General features: G+C 48.9%; 10 protein-coding genes. 6 read left to right on the top strand and 4 right to left on the bottom strand.

Going from position 1 to position 15799, the window contains the following annotated elements:
- Window positions 1–129: 129 nt before the first annotated feature.
- The 4 genes from EOJ37_RS03410 to pncB all read right to left on the bottom strand — a co-directional run bounded on the left by EOJ37_RS03410 (window position 130) and on the right by pncB (window position 5746).
- Complete coding sequence (locus tag EOJ37_RS03410; RefSeq protein WP_127957819.1) at window positions 130–1320, bottom strand: amino acid aminotransferase; 1191 nt, start codon at window positions 1318–1320, stop codon at window positions 130–132.
- A 245-nt stretch (window positions 1321–1565) separates the two neighbouring features.
- Window positions 1566–2576: a porin gene (locus tag EOJ37_RS03405; RefSeq protein ID WP_127957951.1), complete on the bottom strand. Its 1011-nt coding sequence runs from the start codon at window positions 2574–2576 to the stop codon at window positions 1566–1568.
- Between the two features lie 327 nt (window positions 2577–2903).
- On the bottom strand, window positions 2904–4316 hold the full coding sequence (gene asnS / locus EOJ37_RS03400) for an asparagine--tRNA ligase (RefSeq protein ID WP_127957816.1): 1413 nt from the start codon (window positions 4314–4316) through the stop codon (window positions 2904–2906).
- Window positions 4317–4540: 224 nt separating this feature from the next.
- Window positions 4541–5746 (bottom strand): nicotinate phosphoribosyltransferase, encoded by a 1206-nt coding sequence (gene pncB, locus EOJ37_RS03395; RefSeq protein ID WP_127957814.1) that lies wholly within the window; start codon window positions 5744–5746, stop codon window positions 4541–4543.
- Window positions 5747–6104: 358 nt separating this feature from the next.
- On the opposite strand from pncB, the gene pepN reads away from it, so the two are divergent.
- From pepN to rmf, 6 genes are all read left to right on the top strand, one after another.
- Window positions 6105–8720, top strand: coding sequence for an aminopeptidase N (pepN, locus tag EOJ37_RS03390; RefSeq protein WP_127957812.1), 2616 nt, complete (start codon window positions 6105–6107; stop codon window positions 8718–8720).
- Window positions 8721–8824: 104 nt separating this feature from the next.
- Window positions 8825–9835, top strand: coding sequence for a quinone-dependent dihydroorotate dehydrogenase (gene pyrD, locus EOJ37_RS03385; RefSeq protein WP_127957810.1), 1011 nt, complete (start codon window positions 8825–8827; stop codon window positions 9833–9835).
- A gap of 429 nt (window positions 9836–10264) precedes the next feature.
- Window positions 10265–10810, top strand: a complete 546-nt coding sequence (locus EOJ37_RS03380) for a cell division protein ZapC (protein WP_127957808.1) — start codon at window positions 10265–10267, stop codon at window positions 10808–10810.
- Window positions 10811–11027: 217 nt separating this feature from the next.
- A complete protein-coding gene (rlmKL, locus tag EOJ37_RS03375; protein WP_127957806.1) occupies window positions 11028–13148 on the top strand; it encodes a bifunctional 23S rRNA (guanine(2069)-N(7))-methyltransferase RlmK/23S rRNA (guanine(2445)-N(2))-methyltransferase RlmL in 2121 nt (706 codons plus the stop codon).
- A gap of 5 nt (window positions 13149–13153) precedes the next feature.
- Window positions 13154–15079, top strand: coding sequence for an ABC transporter ATP-binding protein (locus tag EOJ37_RS03370; RefSeq protein ID WP_127957804.1), 1926 nt, complete (start codon window positions 13154–13156; stop codon window positions 15077–15079).
- 395 nt (window positions 15080–15474) lie between these two features.
- Window positions 15475–15642 carry a ribosome modulation factor gene (gene rmf / locus EOJ37_RS03365; RefSeq protein ID WP_127957802.1) on the top strand — a complete coding sequence of 56 codons (168 nt, stop codon included), beginning with the start codon at window positions 15475–15477 and terminating at the stop codon, window positions 15640–15642.
- The last annotated feature ends 157 nt before the right edge of the window (window positions 15643–15799 follow it).

Below are 15799 nucleotides of genomic sequence, written 5' to 3'. Positions count from 1 at the left end.
CGCAAAAATGAAGGAAATATGGAGTAGCGATGCTATTTATCGAGAAAATAGAGAGAAGCAGTGATCAGACAAGGGCGCTAATGCGCCCTTGGAAACGAGAACAGTCATGCAATAACTGACATGTAAAATCTACAGCACCGCGACAATCGCTTCACACAACGGTGCCATGTTGTCTAGCGTCATCCCGGCAACATTAACGCGCCCAGAGTTGACCGCATAAACACCAAACTCATCACGCAGGCGTAACACCTGCTCTTTGCTCAGGCCGCTAAATGAGAACATGCCATTCTGATTAATGATAAAGCTGAAATCCTGTTTTGCGCCTTTCTCCTCCAGCGTGTTGACAAACAACTGGCGCATACGCTGGATACGCTGACGCATATCAGTCAACTCCTGCTCCCAGATGGCGCGCAATGCGTCATTGCCAAGAATAGTAGCAACTACCGCAGCACCATGAGCCGGTGGGTTGGAGTAGTTGGCGCGGATCGCCGCTTTAACTTGGCTAAAGGCACGATCCGCTGTTTCGGCATCCGCAGCCACCACGGTACAAGCACCAACGCGCTCATTGTAAAGTCCGAAATTTTTTGAGTAGGAGCTAGCTACAATCAGCTCGCGATGGCGAGCTGCGAAAATACGCAAGCCTTGTGCATCTTCCTCAAGCCCCTTAGCAAACCCTTGGTAAGCAAAATCGAATAGCGGCAGCCAGCCATTGGCAACCGAAAGCGCTGCCAGCTCCGCCCACTGCTCAGGTGTCGGATCAATCCCTGTTGGGTTATGGCAGCAACCATGAAACAGCACCACATCACCAGCTTGTGCCTGTTTCAGGCTAGCGACCAAGCCATTAAAATCGAGCGCATGATTGGCTGCATCATAGTATTGATATTCCAATACCTGTAATCCTACTGCAGCAAATACATTTTTATGATTAGGCCAACTCGGATTGCTGATCCAAATCCGCTTGGCTGCGGTTTGATTGGCAATAAAATCAGCAGCGACACGCAATGCACCGGTACCGCCCGGTGTTTGTGCGGTACGCGCGCGTTTGTCGGTGATGATGGCATTCTGTTTTCCAAACAGCAGCGCCTGAGTGCAGCTAGCAAACTCAGCAATGCCCTCAATACCGAGATAGTTTTTGGTGGTCTCATTTTCTAGCAGATACTGCTCAGCTTTTTTTACACTGGTCAGCACCGGCGTTTTACCGGTTTCATCTTTGTAAACACCAATGCCCAAGTTAATTTTGTTTGGGCGGGTGTCAGCACGGAAAATTTCAGTCAACCCTAAGATCGGGTCAGCGGGTGCAGCTGTGATAGTTTCAAACATATTGAAGGCTTCCATGGCTAGAGTTAGCAAACAGAAACGTCAGGTTAACGCCAGTTGTGCGCTTTGCCAACCATTTAGCAGAAAAACCTCGCGAACTTGTGACCAAGGTAGGATCGGCTGCAAAAAGTGAGTTACTAGCAGGAATAACAGACTATCCAAACAGGGTAAAAGCAGAATAAAAAAACAGGGCCGAAGCCCTGCTTTTAACCGCATTCGGTGCCATCTGCACCGGACGAGATCACAACTTAGAACTGGTAAACCAGGCCAGTTGCGAGGATATCGTCGGTAGACTTAGCATACGGATCATCTTTCTTGTCTAACATGTTGATTTGGTAAGCAACATAAGCAGACATATTTTTGTTAAAGTCGTAGAAAGCACCTACTTCAACGTGTCTGATCAGATCGTAATTTTTGTTCTCTTCTTTAGCACGCTGTTGAACGTAGCCCAAAGAAGGACGCAGACCGAAGTCAAACTGGTATTGAGCTGCTAACTCGATATTCTGAGTCTTATTCCAGCCAGCAACGTTGCGAGTCTCTGCGAACATAGCAGCCAAGTAAACGTTGTTAGCGTCATATTTGGTAGCGAAGTTCCACACTTCAGCTTTATCACCCAGAGCCACATCACCATCGATGGTGTGAGAAGCAGTGTAGCTTGCACCTACAGCAACACCGGTGTCCATGATGTCGTAAGTCGTTGCTACTGAGTAGCCTTCATTAGCCTGACCGCCATCAGTCTTACCTTGGTATTGCAGAGCAACGTTCAGACCATCAACCAGACCAAAGAAACCGCTGTTACGGTAAGTTGCTAACGCACTAGCACGCTTAGTCATGTAAACATCGCTGTCAGCATAAGTGCCGCCAAACTCAACCAGAACGTCGGTGAAGCTAGCTACATCTTGAGCGATGCCAACGTTACGACCGTAGTCGAATGAACCCAAATCGCCGAATTTAAAACCAACGAATGACAGACGGGTGTTTGCGGTTGAACCACCTTCGGTAGCCGCTTTGAACTCAGCTTCCCACTGACCATAACCGGTCAATTGATCGCTGATCTGAGTTTCGCCTTTGAAACCAAGACGTGCATAGGACTTATCAACATCCTCACCACCGTCACTGTTAGTAACGAAGTAGTGCAGGCCAACGACTTTACCGTACACATCAACTTTGTTGCCGTCTTTGTTGTAGATTTCTGCTGCATTTGCTGCACCAGCTGCCAACAAAGCTGGAATTACTACTGCTAGAACGTTGCGCTTCATCATTATTACCCTCATTAGTGTTATTCGGACACCGTGCCACTGCCGCAAACAATTCCAAAAAACAATTACTGATTTTACGGAACTATTATTGATAGATTGGTGCCGTTTCCTATTCCGCACGCAGTGTTTCATCCACGCGCAGCTTTATCTAGAGTGAAACTGCTACTATCGTAGCAACAAAGTTTCACTGGGAAACTCAGTGTAACAGGCTATGAATGTTAACTCAGTAAGGTGATGCAGGTCAATAATTAAAAACGCGAAAGGCCAACTGTTGCTGGCCTTTGACAGTACAATCATGATGAGCTAGCAACCAGCACAACCGGCGGCTTAAAAACTCGCGTTACGCGGCGTTCTAGGGAATGGGATCACATCACGAACATTTTGTACACCAGTGACATAGGCGATCAGACGTTCAAAACCAAGCCCAAAACCGGCATGAGGTACGGTACCGTAACGACGCAGATCGCGATACCACCAGTAATCCTCTTTATTAAGCCCCATTTCAGCCAAACGTTGATCCAGTATATCCAGCCGCTCTTCACGTTGAGAGCCACCAATAATTTCACCAATACCGGGGGCTAATACGTCCATCGCCGCAACTGTCTTACCATCTTCGTTCATACGCATGTAGAACGCTTTAATGTCTTTCGGATAATTTTTTACTACCACTGGTGCTTTGAAATGCTTCTCTGCCAAATAACGTTCATGCTCCGAAGAGAGATCTATCCCCCAAGAAACCGGGTTCTCAAAACTTTGACCACAAGAAGTAAGAATTTCGATCGCCTCGCTGTAATCCACTTGCGCAAAATCAGAGCAGACAAAACGTTTCAAACGTTCAATCGCATCGCTATCCACACGCTCGGCAAAAAATTGCAAATCGTCCGCACGTTCATCCAGCACTGCTTGGAAAACATATTTCAGCATCTGCTCTGCCAATTTGGCGATATCAGCCAGGGTTGCGAATGCCACTTCAGGCTCAATCATCCAAAACTCGGCCAGATGACGGCTAGTATTCGAGTTTTCTGCCCGGAAGGTCGGGCCGAAGGTGTAGATTTTTGATAACGCACAGGCATAAGTTTCACCGTTCAGTTGCCCTGAAACCGTCAAAAATGCCTCTTTGCCGAAGAAATCCTGGCTAAAATCAACCTCACCCTGCTCAGTGCGTGGCAAGTTCTGTAAATCCAGCGTTGAGACCCGGAACATTTCACCCGCACCCTCAGTATCTGAGGCGGTGATCAGCGGCGTTGAAACCCAGAAGTAACCGTTTTGATCAAAAAAGCGGTGGATCGCCTGTGCCAGGGTATGACGCACCCGCGCCACAGCACCAATCAAGTTAGTACGTGGGCGCAAATGAGCCACCTCTCGCAGATACTCGATACTGTGCCGCTTCGCCGCCATAGGATAGGTATCGGGATCATCTACCCAACCGACCACTTTGACTGCGCTAGCCTGTAATTCAAAACTCTGTCCCTCCCCCAATGAGGCGACAACAATACCGCTCACTTCCACTGAGCAGCCGGTCGTTAAACGCAGCACCTCATCCTGATAATTGGGCAGCGTATGGTTGATAACGGCCTGTAATGGATTAAAGCAGGAACCGTCATAAACGGCGAGGAACGAGATCCCCGCTTTAGAATCTCTTCGGGTACGAACCCAACCGCGAATGGTGACTTCACTGCCCACCGCCGCGCGCCCTTGCTGTACGTCAACCACAGGCACTATCACAGGCACTATGCTCATAAATTTCTCACTATATAAGTCAGTTTGGATTTGGAAATAATCATACTGCAGTTCTGGTTGCGTCATGGGGAATTAACCAAAACACTACACACGAGTGATTTACTACGACTCACTATCACTCATGCACCACGGTTATTTTATTGCTAGACATCACAGCGCCTCATGCTCAGCCATGACAACACCTGAGACTGCGCCAATAAATCATTGCAATGATACAACATTTGTCAACTGGCTTTTCTTACCAGAGGCAGTGCAAATGCTTTACGCAATGCAGTAACAAATGCCTGATCCTGGCAGATGGTTTTACCCGGGCTATCAGAAAGTTTGGCTACCGGCTTACCATTGCACTCAACCAGCTTAATAACAATATTCAACGGCGTAACACTAGGAATATCGCAGGTGAGCTGTGTTCCGATACCAAATACCAAATTGATGCGTTGATCGAAATGCTGATATAGCCGTAGCGCCTTTTCCAGATCGAGATTATCTGAAAACACCAGCGTCTTACTCAATGGGTCAATGCCCAGTTGTTGATAATGAGCGATGGCTTTTTCTCCCCAGACAAAAGGGTCACCCGAGTCATGGCGCAAGCCCTGATACTGTTCGGCAAATTGCCGACCGAAATCACGCAGAAATGCATCCATTGCGATACAGTCCGTCAACGCAATACCCAACTGGTTCGGATACTCATCCAACCAGGCGCGTAACGCAGCTCGCTGGCTATTTGCCAATTCAGGGCTAATTTGCTGATGCGCTTGGAACCACTCGTGTGCCTGAGTGCCCACTGGCGTCAGTGCCAACTGATGCGCCAAATGATAGTTACTGCTGCCTGCCAGGTAAGGAAAATCGCTTTTCAACTTGCTGACAATCGCCTGTTGTACTGGGTAGGAGAAACGGCGACGTGTGCCAAAATCAGCCAGTTTGAAACGTGAAACATCCAGCGTGCCGCTCTGTTGCGCGAACCGGTCCAGTTTCTGCTGCAACTGCGTGCAAGCCATCAGTGGAGTGATCGCTGGCGAACGGTGGCGATGGACAATCTCACTGATCAGCGCCAGTAATGGCACTTCCCACATGATCACTTCACACCATAAACCAGAGATGCGAATTTGCAGTTGGCCTAGTTGATTGCTCACTACAACCTGTCGTGGATTATAGCGAAACTGGCGCAACCAGTTGAGATAGTCCTGCTGAAAAAAGGGCAGGCTTGCAAGATAGTGATATTCGCTATCACTCAATGCTAACGATGCCATCATTGCTACCTGCGCGTTGATCTCATCGGCGTACTGACCCAACAATTCAGCGCTACGGCAGCGAAACTCCGCCGTCACTGTCACCGTGGGATAGCGATGGAACACGGCTTGCTGCATATGCAGTTTATAGGCATCGGTATCAAGCAGTGAGGTTAAAATCGGAGCAGCATATTGTGTCATGGCGCGTTATAGCATCCTCGTTAGGAGCCAGTCCAAATCCAGATCATCGAGCAAGTAAGGGAGTATACCTTGATTATTTTGTTATTAAACTCTCTTCTTGTCATAAATGTTGGTGATAGGTTGAAGATAGGTGATGTTTTTGTTGTACATCAAACTCTGTTGTCAAACGACGCAGGTGTTGCCGTCGGCGGCTATCTTAAAGTAATTTGGCGGCAGAACAATAGCACTATTTGGCGATCCCCCAACCTGGTTGTTTGACAACAGCGTGAACACCCGCAAGCAACAAGGTTTAGCGCCAGTGCGCTCCATCCAGCAATGGCAGAAATAAAATCTATTTTATTGAAAGTTAAGGATTATAATGAACAGGCAACCACAAGCAAAATATCGCCACGATTACCGCGCTCCAGACTATACCATTACCGACATTGATTTGACCTTCGAATTAGAGGCCGAACGCACCCGCGTAACGGCTGTTAGCCAAATCAAGCGGTTGGCCAAACAGCCATGCGTTTTACGGCTGGATGGTGAAGCGTTAACACTGATCGCCATTCAAATCGATGGCAAAGTGTGGACCGCATACCAGCAGCAGGATAACCAGTTAATTCTTGAGCAACTGCCTGATCAATTTACGCTGACTATCGTCAACGATATTCACCCAGCAAAAAACAGTGCGCTCGAAGGGCTATATCTCTCTGGTGAAGCGCTATGCACACAGTGCGAAGCAGAAGGTTTTCGCCACATCACCTACTATCTGGATCGCCCTGACGTTCTCGCACGTTTTACCACTCGCATCATTGCCGATAAGGCACGTTATCCATTCCTGCTCTCTAACGGTAACCGAATCGATACTGGGGAGTGGGATGATGGCCGCCATTGGGTTCAGTGGCAAGACCCGTTCCCCAAACCCTGTTACCTGTTTGCGCTGGTTGCCGGTGATTTTGATCGCCTGTGCGATACCTTTACCACACGTTCTGGCCGTCAGGTTGCACTGGAGCTGTTCGTTGATCGCGGTAATCTGGATCGTGCTGACTGGGCAATGCTGTCACTAAAGCGTGCGATGCAATGGGACGAGCAGCGTTTCGGTCTAGAGTATGATCTGGATATTTACATGATTGTCGCGGTTGATTTCTTCAACATGGGAGCAATGGAAAACAAAGGGTTAAATGTTTTTAACTCCAAATTTGTGCTGGCAAAAGCGGAAACTGCCACCGACAAAGATTACCTCAATATCGAAGCAGTAATTGGCCATGAGTATTTTCATAACTGGACCGGTAACCGCGTCACCTGTCGTGACTGGTTTCAACTGAGTCTGAAAGAGGGGTTAACCGTCTTCCGTGATCAGGAGTTCAGCTCCGACCTAGGTTCACGCTCAGTGAACCGTATCGACAATGTGCGCGTGATGCGCGGCGCACAATTCGCCGAAGATGCCAGCCCAATGGCTCACGCTATCCGCCCAGATAAAGTCATTGAGATGAATAACTTCTATACTTTGACCGTGTATGAAAAAGGCTCAGAAGTGATCCGCATGTTGCACACCTTGCTCGGCGAGCAGCAGTTTCAGGCCGGAATGCGACTCTACTTTACCCGTCATGATGGCAGTGCTGCCACCTGTGACGACTTTGTTCAAGCCATGGAAGATGCTTCAGCTATTGATTTATCACTGTTCCGCCGCTGGTACAGTCAATCTGGCACACCGTTATTAACGGTTCGTGATGAATACGACGCACAACAACAGCAATACCGCCTGCACATCAGCCAAAGCACCACACCAACGGCAGAGCAAACAGAAAAATTACCACTGCACATCCCTTTCGATATTGAACTCTATGATAGCAAAGGCAATGTTATCGGACTGCAACGGCAAGGCATCACACAAAGCAACATACTGAATGTGACCGCAGCAGAGCAGAGTTTTGTATTTGATGCTGTACCGGAGCGACCAGTGCCTTCGCTACTGCGCGAGTTTTCTGCCCCGGTCAAGCTGGATTATCCCTACAGTGATCAGCAACTCACCTTTTTGATGCAACATGCGCGTAATCAATTCTCACGCTGGGATGCGGCACAAAGCCTGCTTGCAATCTACCTCAAGCAGAATGTCAGCCGCTACCAACAGCAACAACCGCTGTCACTACCACAGCCGGTGATCGATGCCTTCCGCACTGTGCTACTGGATCACACTCTCGATCCTGCACTCGCCGCCCAGATCCTGACGCTGCCGACAGAAAATGAGATCGCTGAGCTGTTTACTACCATTGATCCCGCCGCTATTGCTGCTGTTTGTCAAATGTTCACGCGCCGATTGGCACAAGCGATGAGTGCAGATCTGTTAGCGGTCTATCAAGCCAACAAACTTGAGCATTATCACGTTAACCACCATGACATCGCCAAGCGTGCGCTACGCAATACCTGCCTGCATTACTTGGCATTTGCTGAGGCCACACAAGCCGAACAATTAGTGACGTTGCAATATCAGCAGGCCGATAACATGACAGATGCGTTAGCAGCATTAGCCGCTGCGGTCGCGGCACAACTTCCCTGTCGAGATGCACTGATGGCTAACTTCGACCAGCGTTGGCATCAAGATGGTCTGGTGATGGACAAATGGTTTACCCTGCAGGCCACCAGTCCACAATCGAATGTGTTAGAAAATGTACGCGCATTATTACAGCACCGCTCATTTAGCCTGGCCAACCCGAACCGCATCCGCGCATTGGTTGGCGCATTTTGCAGCCATAACCCTGCGGCATTTCATGCTAATGATGGCAGTGGTTACCACTTCTTGGTTGAGATCCTGAGTGATCTTAACCAACGTAATCCCCAAGTCGCTGCCCGGTTGATTGAACCGCTTATTCGCTGGAAACGTTATGATCAGCCTCATCAACGGCTGATGCGCGATGCCCTACAGCAGTTAACACAGTTGGAGCAACTCTCTGGTGATCTGTACGAGAAGATCAGCAAGGCGTTAGCAGCCTGATCAGAACCAGGGCGGCGTTTGCTGTCCTGGTTGAAGCGCTCTATCATCTTACACAGCGAAAAATGTTAGCGCAGTTTGCAACCGCCCAAACATGAGGAGAAGAGATGTTCTACCCATTGATTAGGAAAGTATTGTTTCAGTTTGATCCTGAGCGAGCTCATGAGTTGACTTTCAGCCAACTGCGTCGTATCAGCGGCACGCCGCTGGAGTTCCTGATCCGGCAATCACTACCGAACAAACCCGTCAGTTGCATGGGGCTGTCATTTAAAAATCCGCTTGGCTTAGCCGCTGGCCTGGACAAAGATGGCGAATGTATTGATGCACTCGGCGCGATGGGCTTTGGCTTTATTGAGGTGGGCACCGTCACTCCACGCCCACAATCCGGCAACGAAAAACCGCGCCTATTCCGTATTATTGAGGCTGAAGGCATAATTAACCGCATGGGTTTTAATAACCGTGGTGTCGATAATCTGGTTGAGAACGTTAAAAAATCACGCTTTGGTGGCATTCTCGGGATCAACATTGGCAAAAATAAAGACACGCCAGTCGAGCAAGGTAAAGAGGATTACCTCACCTGTATGGAGAAAGTTTATCCCTATGCCGGTTACATTGCGGTAAATATCTCATCACCCAATACGCCCGGTCTCCGCTCGCTACAGTATGGTGAAGCACTGGATGATCTCCTCACTGCGATAAAAAATAGACAGGCGGAACTGCAACAGCAATACCAGAAATATGTCCCGATCGCCGTCAAGATCGCCCCAGATTTATCAGAGCAAGAGTTAGTTCAGGTCGCCGACAGTTTGCTTCGTCACCGGATTGATGGTGTTATCGCCACCAACACCACGCTTGATCGTAGCCTAGTTCAAGGCTTGAACTACTGCCAGCAGAGCGGTGGGCTGAGTGGACGCCCACTACAACTACGCAGCACCGAAGTGATCCGTCGTTTATCGCAAGAGCTAAGTGGCCGGTTACCGATCATTGGCGTCGGTGGAATCGACTCACTCACTGCTGCGCGTGAAAAAATAGCTGCCGGTGCAACGCTGGTGCAAATTTATTCTGGCTTTATTTTCCACGGTCCAACATTGATCAAACGTATCGTCAATAACATCTGATTGCAATCCAGTTGCGGCAGGGAGTTTATTTCTGCCGTAAGTTCATCTATATTCTGCTGTCCTGACCACTATCCCAACCGTTATATCTGCAGTTTCATCGTGGCAGGCTCAGCTTACTGGTTAACCGTCACTGTGATTGACAGTAATTTTTATCGACAACATCTGTTATTAGCAGCGAATTGCCGTTAGGTAAGGTGGGTTGTCTCTAGCCAACAGGCAAACGAAAGCAGATTTATACTCGACTCGCCGCCGCCAGCCAGCAACGAGACTCAACAACAAACGCGTAACTGGACTCAACTGATACCATGCAGCATGAACTATCACGGTGCCAGTCGCAGGGAAAGAGTGGTTGGAAATGACCTATAGTTAAAAATGGACAACTAAAAACCAAGATAACATCCACATTGACGTGGTTAAGGGGAAAGTGTGATGAAAATAAAACCGGGTGACAACTGGCGCTGGTATTTTGATCAGCAATATGATCGTCTTATGCTCGATCTCGCCAATGGAGTGCTATTTCGTTCGCGTTTTTCAGCCAAAATACTCACACCAGACGCCTTAACCGAATCAGCGTTCAGCGTAGAAGATGCTGCACGCTATTTTGCCTATGAAGAGCACTGTAAATTACTGGCCCTGGATGAGCAACTGCGCGCCGAGCTGATATTAAACGCTTTAGTCGCGGCACGTTTTCTCAAACCACAGATGCCGAAAAGCTGGTATTTCGCTCAACAAACGCACCCCCATCAACCGGCACAAGGCGAATTGGTACTGGTAAAAGTACTGGAAAGCGACAATGCACTACTGCTGGTGGTTGAAGTGGGTAGTAACGCCAGCTTGTGTGTATTGGCACAAAGCACACTGATGCTATCGAACCGTAGCCTGGCACTAGGAGACGCGATCAAAGTGATGCACGATCGCCTGCAACCATTGCCACCAGCGCTCTTCTCCAGCCACTGCTATGATCAGGCTGTGTGAATGCAGCTCTGTTTGCCACCATTCACACATTGATCGGGTGTTGATTGATCACTCATGGCACCGCTCGCCGGCACCATGAGTGGCAGTCAGGCGCAGAGGAAAATGCCCAGATCCAGTTAGCCACGACTTCCATTCCTTAGCCAACCACACGTGAACTTATGACAACCGACGGCGATCCGCTATAATGCGCCACAATTTTATTTTTGGCGATCCCCCTATGAAGACTCTATTTGCCAGCACGGCGCGCGGACTGGAAGAACTGTTAAAAAGTGAGCTGGAGCGGCTAGGTGTTTCAGCCTGCAAAGTGGTACAGGGAGGCGTACATTTTGATGCCAATCAGCATCAGCTTTACCAGTGCTTATTATGGAGCCGGTTAGCTTCGCGCATCCTATTGCCGTTGAATGAGTTCCGGGTACATAGCGATCTTGATCTCTACCTGGGGGTGCAAGCGATCGACTGGCCTGCACTGTTCGGAGTCGACAAAACATTTGCCGTCCATTTTAGCGGTGTTAATCAAGAGATCCGCAACAGTCAATATGGTGCATTAAGGGTGAAAGATGCGATTGTTGACAGTTTTAGCCGCAAACTGGATCAACGCCCTTCAGTAGCAAAGCAGCAACCGGATATTCGTGTGAATCTGTTTTTACAACGTGATATCGCCAGTGTCGCACTTGATCTGAGCGGTGAAGGGTTACATCAGCGTGGTTATCGTGAACAAACCGGGCAGGCACCACTAAAAGAGAATCTCGCCGCAGCGATTGTGCTACGTTCTGGCTGGCAACCAGGAACACCTCTGCTAGATCCGATGTGTGGTTCAGGCACTTTATTGATTGAAGCGGCGATGATGGCGGCTGACTGTGCACCCGGTCTACATCGACAACATTGGGGTTTCACCGCCTGGAATGGTCACGATGCCGCTTTATGGCAACAAACACTCGCTGAAGCACAATTGCGCGCTCGACAGGGTGTACAGCAAACCCACTCACGCTTTTTTGGATCCGACAGCGATCGAAGAGTGATCGACATCGCCCGCGCCAATGCGCGCCGCGCTGGTGTTGCTGAGCTGATCGACTTCACCGTCAGTGATGTCAGTAAACTGACTAACCCGCTCCCTCAAGGGCCAGTTGGCACCGTCATCAGCAACCCGCCTTATGGCGAACGCCTGGAGAGTGAACCGGCACTGGTTGCATTGCACAACATCCTCGGCCGCATCATGAAAAGTGCCTTTGGTGGCTGGCAGTTATCGCTGTTTAGTGCCTCGCCCGAATTACTGAGCTGCTTGCAGTTGCGTGCTGAGCGCCAGTTTAAAGCCAAAAATGGCCCACTGGAGTGTGTACAAAAAAATTATCAGTTGGCTGCTGGAGAGCAGAACACGACACAGAGCGGCATCGCAGAAGATTTTGCCAATCGTTTACGCAAAAATCTGAAAAAAATAGAAAAATGGGCAAAACAACAGGGCATCGAATGTTATCGAATCTACGATGCTGATTTACCTGACTACAATGTCGCGGTTGATCGTTATGGAAGTAAAGTTGTGGTGCAGGAGTATGCTGCACCCAAAACCATTGATGCCCAGAAAGCACGTCAGCGACTGTTTGATATCATCAACACGACCTTGAGCGTATTGGCTATACCGGCTAACCAATTAGTGCTCAAAACTCGTGAGCGGCAAAAAGGCAGTAGCCAGTATGAAAAATTAGCGCAAAAAGGAGAATTTTTACTGGTTGAGGAGTTCAATGCCAAATTGTGGGTCAACCTGACCGACTATCTCGATACCGGTCTGTTCCTCGATCACCGTATTGCACGCCGTATGCTAGGTGAAATGAGTCATGGCAAAGATTTCCTTAACTTATTTGCCTACACTGGCACCGCAACCGTTCATGCCGGACTGGGGGGGGCCCGCTCTACCACCACCGTCGATATGTCACGTACCTACCTTGAGTGGGCAGAGAAAAATTTGCGTGTGAACGGACTTACCGGTAGAGCACACCGACTGATCCAGGCAGACTGCTTATCTTGGTTAGCGATGGCTGATGAGCAGTTTGATCTGATTTTTATCGATCCACCAACCTTCTCTAACTCAAAACGCATGACAACCACGTTTGATGTACAACGTGATCATTTAATGTTGATGAAAGCACTAAAACGGCTATTGCGTCCTCACGGCACTATTATGTTTTCTAATAACAAGCGCGGGTTCCAAATCGACCAACCGGGCATACAGGCTCTCGGGTTGGCAGCAAGAGAGATCACCGCACAGACACAATCTCTGGACTTTGCACGTAACCGACAGATCCACAACTGTTGGTTAGTGACCCACCTCAGCGAGGGAAAATAATCACTATGTCATTGATCAGCATCTCTGGCGCATGGCTGTCATTTAGCGATGCACCGTTATTAGATAACAGCGAACTGCACATTGAAGAAAATGAACGTGTCTGTCTGGTTGGGCGCAATGGTGCAGGCAAATCAACCTTGCTGAAAATACTGGCAAAGGAGATCCCGCTTGATGATGGACGTTTGATTTATGAACAAGATCTGATTGTTTCCCGTCTACAGCAAGATCCACCACGTAATATTGGCGGCTCAGTATTCGATTTTGTTGCAGAGGGCGTTGCCGAACAAGCCGAGTTGTTAAAAAGCTATCACAGCCTTTCTCATCAACTGGCACAGCAGCCAGATGAAAAGAGTTTGGCGCGTCTGGCAGAAATTATGGCGATCCTTGATCATCAGGGATTGTGGCAACTCGATCAGCGCATCAATGACGTATTGCTACAACTGGGGCTTGATGGCGATGCCGCGCTCTCATCACTCTCCGGTGGCTGGCTACGCAAAGCGGCATTAGGGCGTGCGCTGGTGAGTGCTCCACGCGTGCTACTGCTTGATGAACCGACCAACCACCTAGATATTGAAACCATCGATTGGCTGGAAACTTTTCTACAGACCTTTCAGGGCAGTATTGTTTTCATCTCTCATGATCGTTCTTTCATCCGCAACATGGCGACACGTATTGTCGATCTTGATCGTGGCAAACTGGTTTCATGGCCTGGAAATTATGATCTCTACTTGAAAGGTAAAGAAGAAGCATTGCGGGTCGAAGAGCTACAGAATGCCGAATTTGACCGTAAGCTGGCACAAGAAGAGGTCTGGATCCGCCAAGGGATCAAAGCACGCCGTACCCGTAATGAAGGACGTGTCCGCGCTCTGAAGGCACTGCGCATGGAGCGCCAGCAGCGGCGTGAAGTGAGTGGCAGTGCCAAAATGCAGGTTGAAGAGGCCAGCCGTTCCGGCAAAATTGTCTTTGAAATGGAAGCGCTAAATTACCAGATCAATGACAAGCTACTGGTGCGCAATTTTAGTGCTCAAGTCCAGCGAGGTGACAAAATTGCGTTAATCGGACCGAATGGCTGTGGCAAAACCACACTACTGAAACTGATGCTTGGTGAACTAGAAGCGAGTAGCGGGCGTGTTCACTGCGGCACCAAACTTGAGGTTGCCTATTTCGATCAGCATCGTGCTGAACTCGATCCAGAACGGACGGTGATGGACAACCTCGCTGCGGGGAAACAGGAAGTGGTGGTGAATGGCCGTTCTCGCCATGTTCTCGGCTATCTGCAAGATTTTCTCTTTCACCCAAAACGGGCGATGACTCCGGTTAAAGCACTGTCAGGCGGAGAACGTAACCGGCTACTGTTAGCAAAACTGTTCCTCAAACCCAGTAATCTACTGATCCTCGATGAACCCACTAATGATTTGGATGTTGAAACCCTCGAGTTACTGGAAGAGCTGATTGAGGCTTATCAAGGCACCGTACTCTTGGTTAGCCATGATCGACAATTTGTTGATAACTCAGTCACCGAATGCTGGATCTTTGAAGGTGAAGGGGTGATCAATAGCTATATCGGTGGTTACACCGATGCCCACCAACAGCGCGCAACAGCAAAACCGCTACGACAGGCAAACACCACCTCGAAACCCGTGGCAGAGAAAAAAGAGGAACGGGTGAAAAAGGCTGAAACGGCTGATAAAAAAGTAAACAAGTTGAGTTATCGGCTACAACGTGAGCTAGAGCAGTTACCTGAGCAGCTTGAACAGCTTGAAGCTGAGATTGCGCGTTTACAGCAGCAGGTCAGTGATAGCAGTTTCTTCAGCCGTCCACACCATGAAACACAACAGATCCTCACCGAATTAGCCAGTACTGAGCAGGCTTTTGAAACAGCATTGACTCGTTGGGAAGAGCTTGAGACGCTGAAAAATAGCACAAGCTGAGTTCTTAACGGGTCAAGCTGTCTGGTGTTAATCCATTCTGCTTCCACGCTATCGGCACTCTCGCCCCCCTCCCCGTTACCGGGGAGGTTCACACGGTAGGTCTCGGCAATCCGTAGCTCTACAACCGAAGCGTCCAGTTCACAGCCATGCTGAGACAATCCAGTTATCCTATTGTTTTCTCTCTTTTATAGCTGTCGCGCTTGATTTGTCTCTAAATGTATTTTTGTCGGTAGAGATCACAAATATGATATCCAGAACAGGATTGCTGATTGCTATTAACGCCATTTCGAGCTATTGGTTAAAGGTGGCGCTGACGTAGTCGATGCCAAGTTTTTGGTTCAGATCCGACCGCCACTGTTTTCTTTCCAGCAAAACAATAATGAGGGAAATGAGGCATGAAAAGACAGAAAAGAGATCGTTTGGAACGTGCTCAATCAAGGGGGTATCAAGCAGGTATTGCAGGGAGATCAAAGGAATATTGTCCTTATCAATCGTTAGATGCTCGAGCTAACTGGTTGGGAGGCTGGCGACAGGCGAAAGAAGAGAGAGGGGTAACGACCTAAGCGCCCGATTACAGCGACGCAACGTCTTGTAAAATTCCGCATCAACTGAAGCCGTCAACTGATTGACGGCTTCACTGCTGCCCAAGATAGTCCCATCTCTTCTCACCGCGCCTTATCCATGCCGATAAACCACCGTTGTCGTACTTCAAATAGCATG

This window comes from Serratia microhaemolytica (genome assembly GCF_004011885.1).
In the GTDB taxonomy this organism is placed as follows: Bacteria; Pseudomonadota; Gammaproteobacteria; order Enterobacterales; family Enterobacteriaceae; genus Serratia_G; species Serratia_G microhaemolytica.
This window is presented reverse-complemented; position numbering and strand designations above follow the sequence as displayed.

What these genes read in the sequence shown, in the direction of transcription:
- EOJ37_RS03380 (WP_127957808.1), top strand. Translation starts at nt 10,265, where the DNA reads ATGAAAATAAAACCGGGTGACAACTGGCGCTGGTATTTTGATCAGCAA.
- EOJ37_RS03410 (WP_127957819.1), bottom strand. Translation starts at nt 1,320, where the DNA reads ATGTTTGAAACTATCACAGCTGCACCCGCTGACCCGATCTTAGGGTTG.
- pepN (WP_127957812.1), top strand. Translation starts at nt 6,105, where the DNA reads ATGAACAGGCAACCACAAGCAAAATATCGCCACGATTACCGCGCTCCA.
- rmf (WP_127957802.1), top strand. Translation starts at nt 15,475, where the DNA reads ATGAAAAGACAGAAAAGAGATCGTTTGGAACGTGCTCAATCAAGGGGG.
- EOJ37_RS03405 (WP_127957951.1), bottom strand. Translation starts at nt 2,576, where the DNA reads ATGAAGCGCAACGTTCTAGCAGTAGTAATTCCAGCTTTGTTGGCAGCT.
- pyrD (WP_127957810.1), top strand. Translation starts at nt 8,825, where the DNA reads ATGTTCTACCCATTGATTAGGAAAGTATTGTTTCAGTTTGATCCTGAG.
- asnS (WP_127957816.1), bottom strand. Translation starts at nt 4,316, where the DNA reads ATGAGCATAGTGCCTGTGATAGTGCCTGTGGTTGACGTACAGCAAGGG.
- EOJ37_RS03370 (WP_127957804.1), top strand. Translation starts at nt 13,154, where the DNA reads ATGTCATTGATCAGCATCTCTGGCGCATGGCTGTCATTTAGCGATGCA.
- pncB (WP_127957814.1), bottom strand. Translation starts at nt 5,746, where the DNA reads ATGACACAATATGCTGCTCCGATTTTAACCTCACTGCTTGATACCGAT.
- rlmKL (WP_127957806.1), top strand. Translation starts at nt 11,028, where the DNA reads ATGAAGACTCTATTTGCCAGCACGGCGCGCGGACTGGAAGAACTGTTA.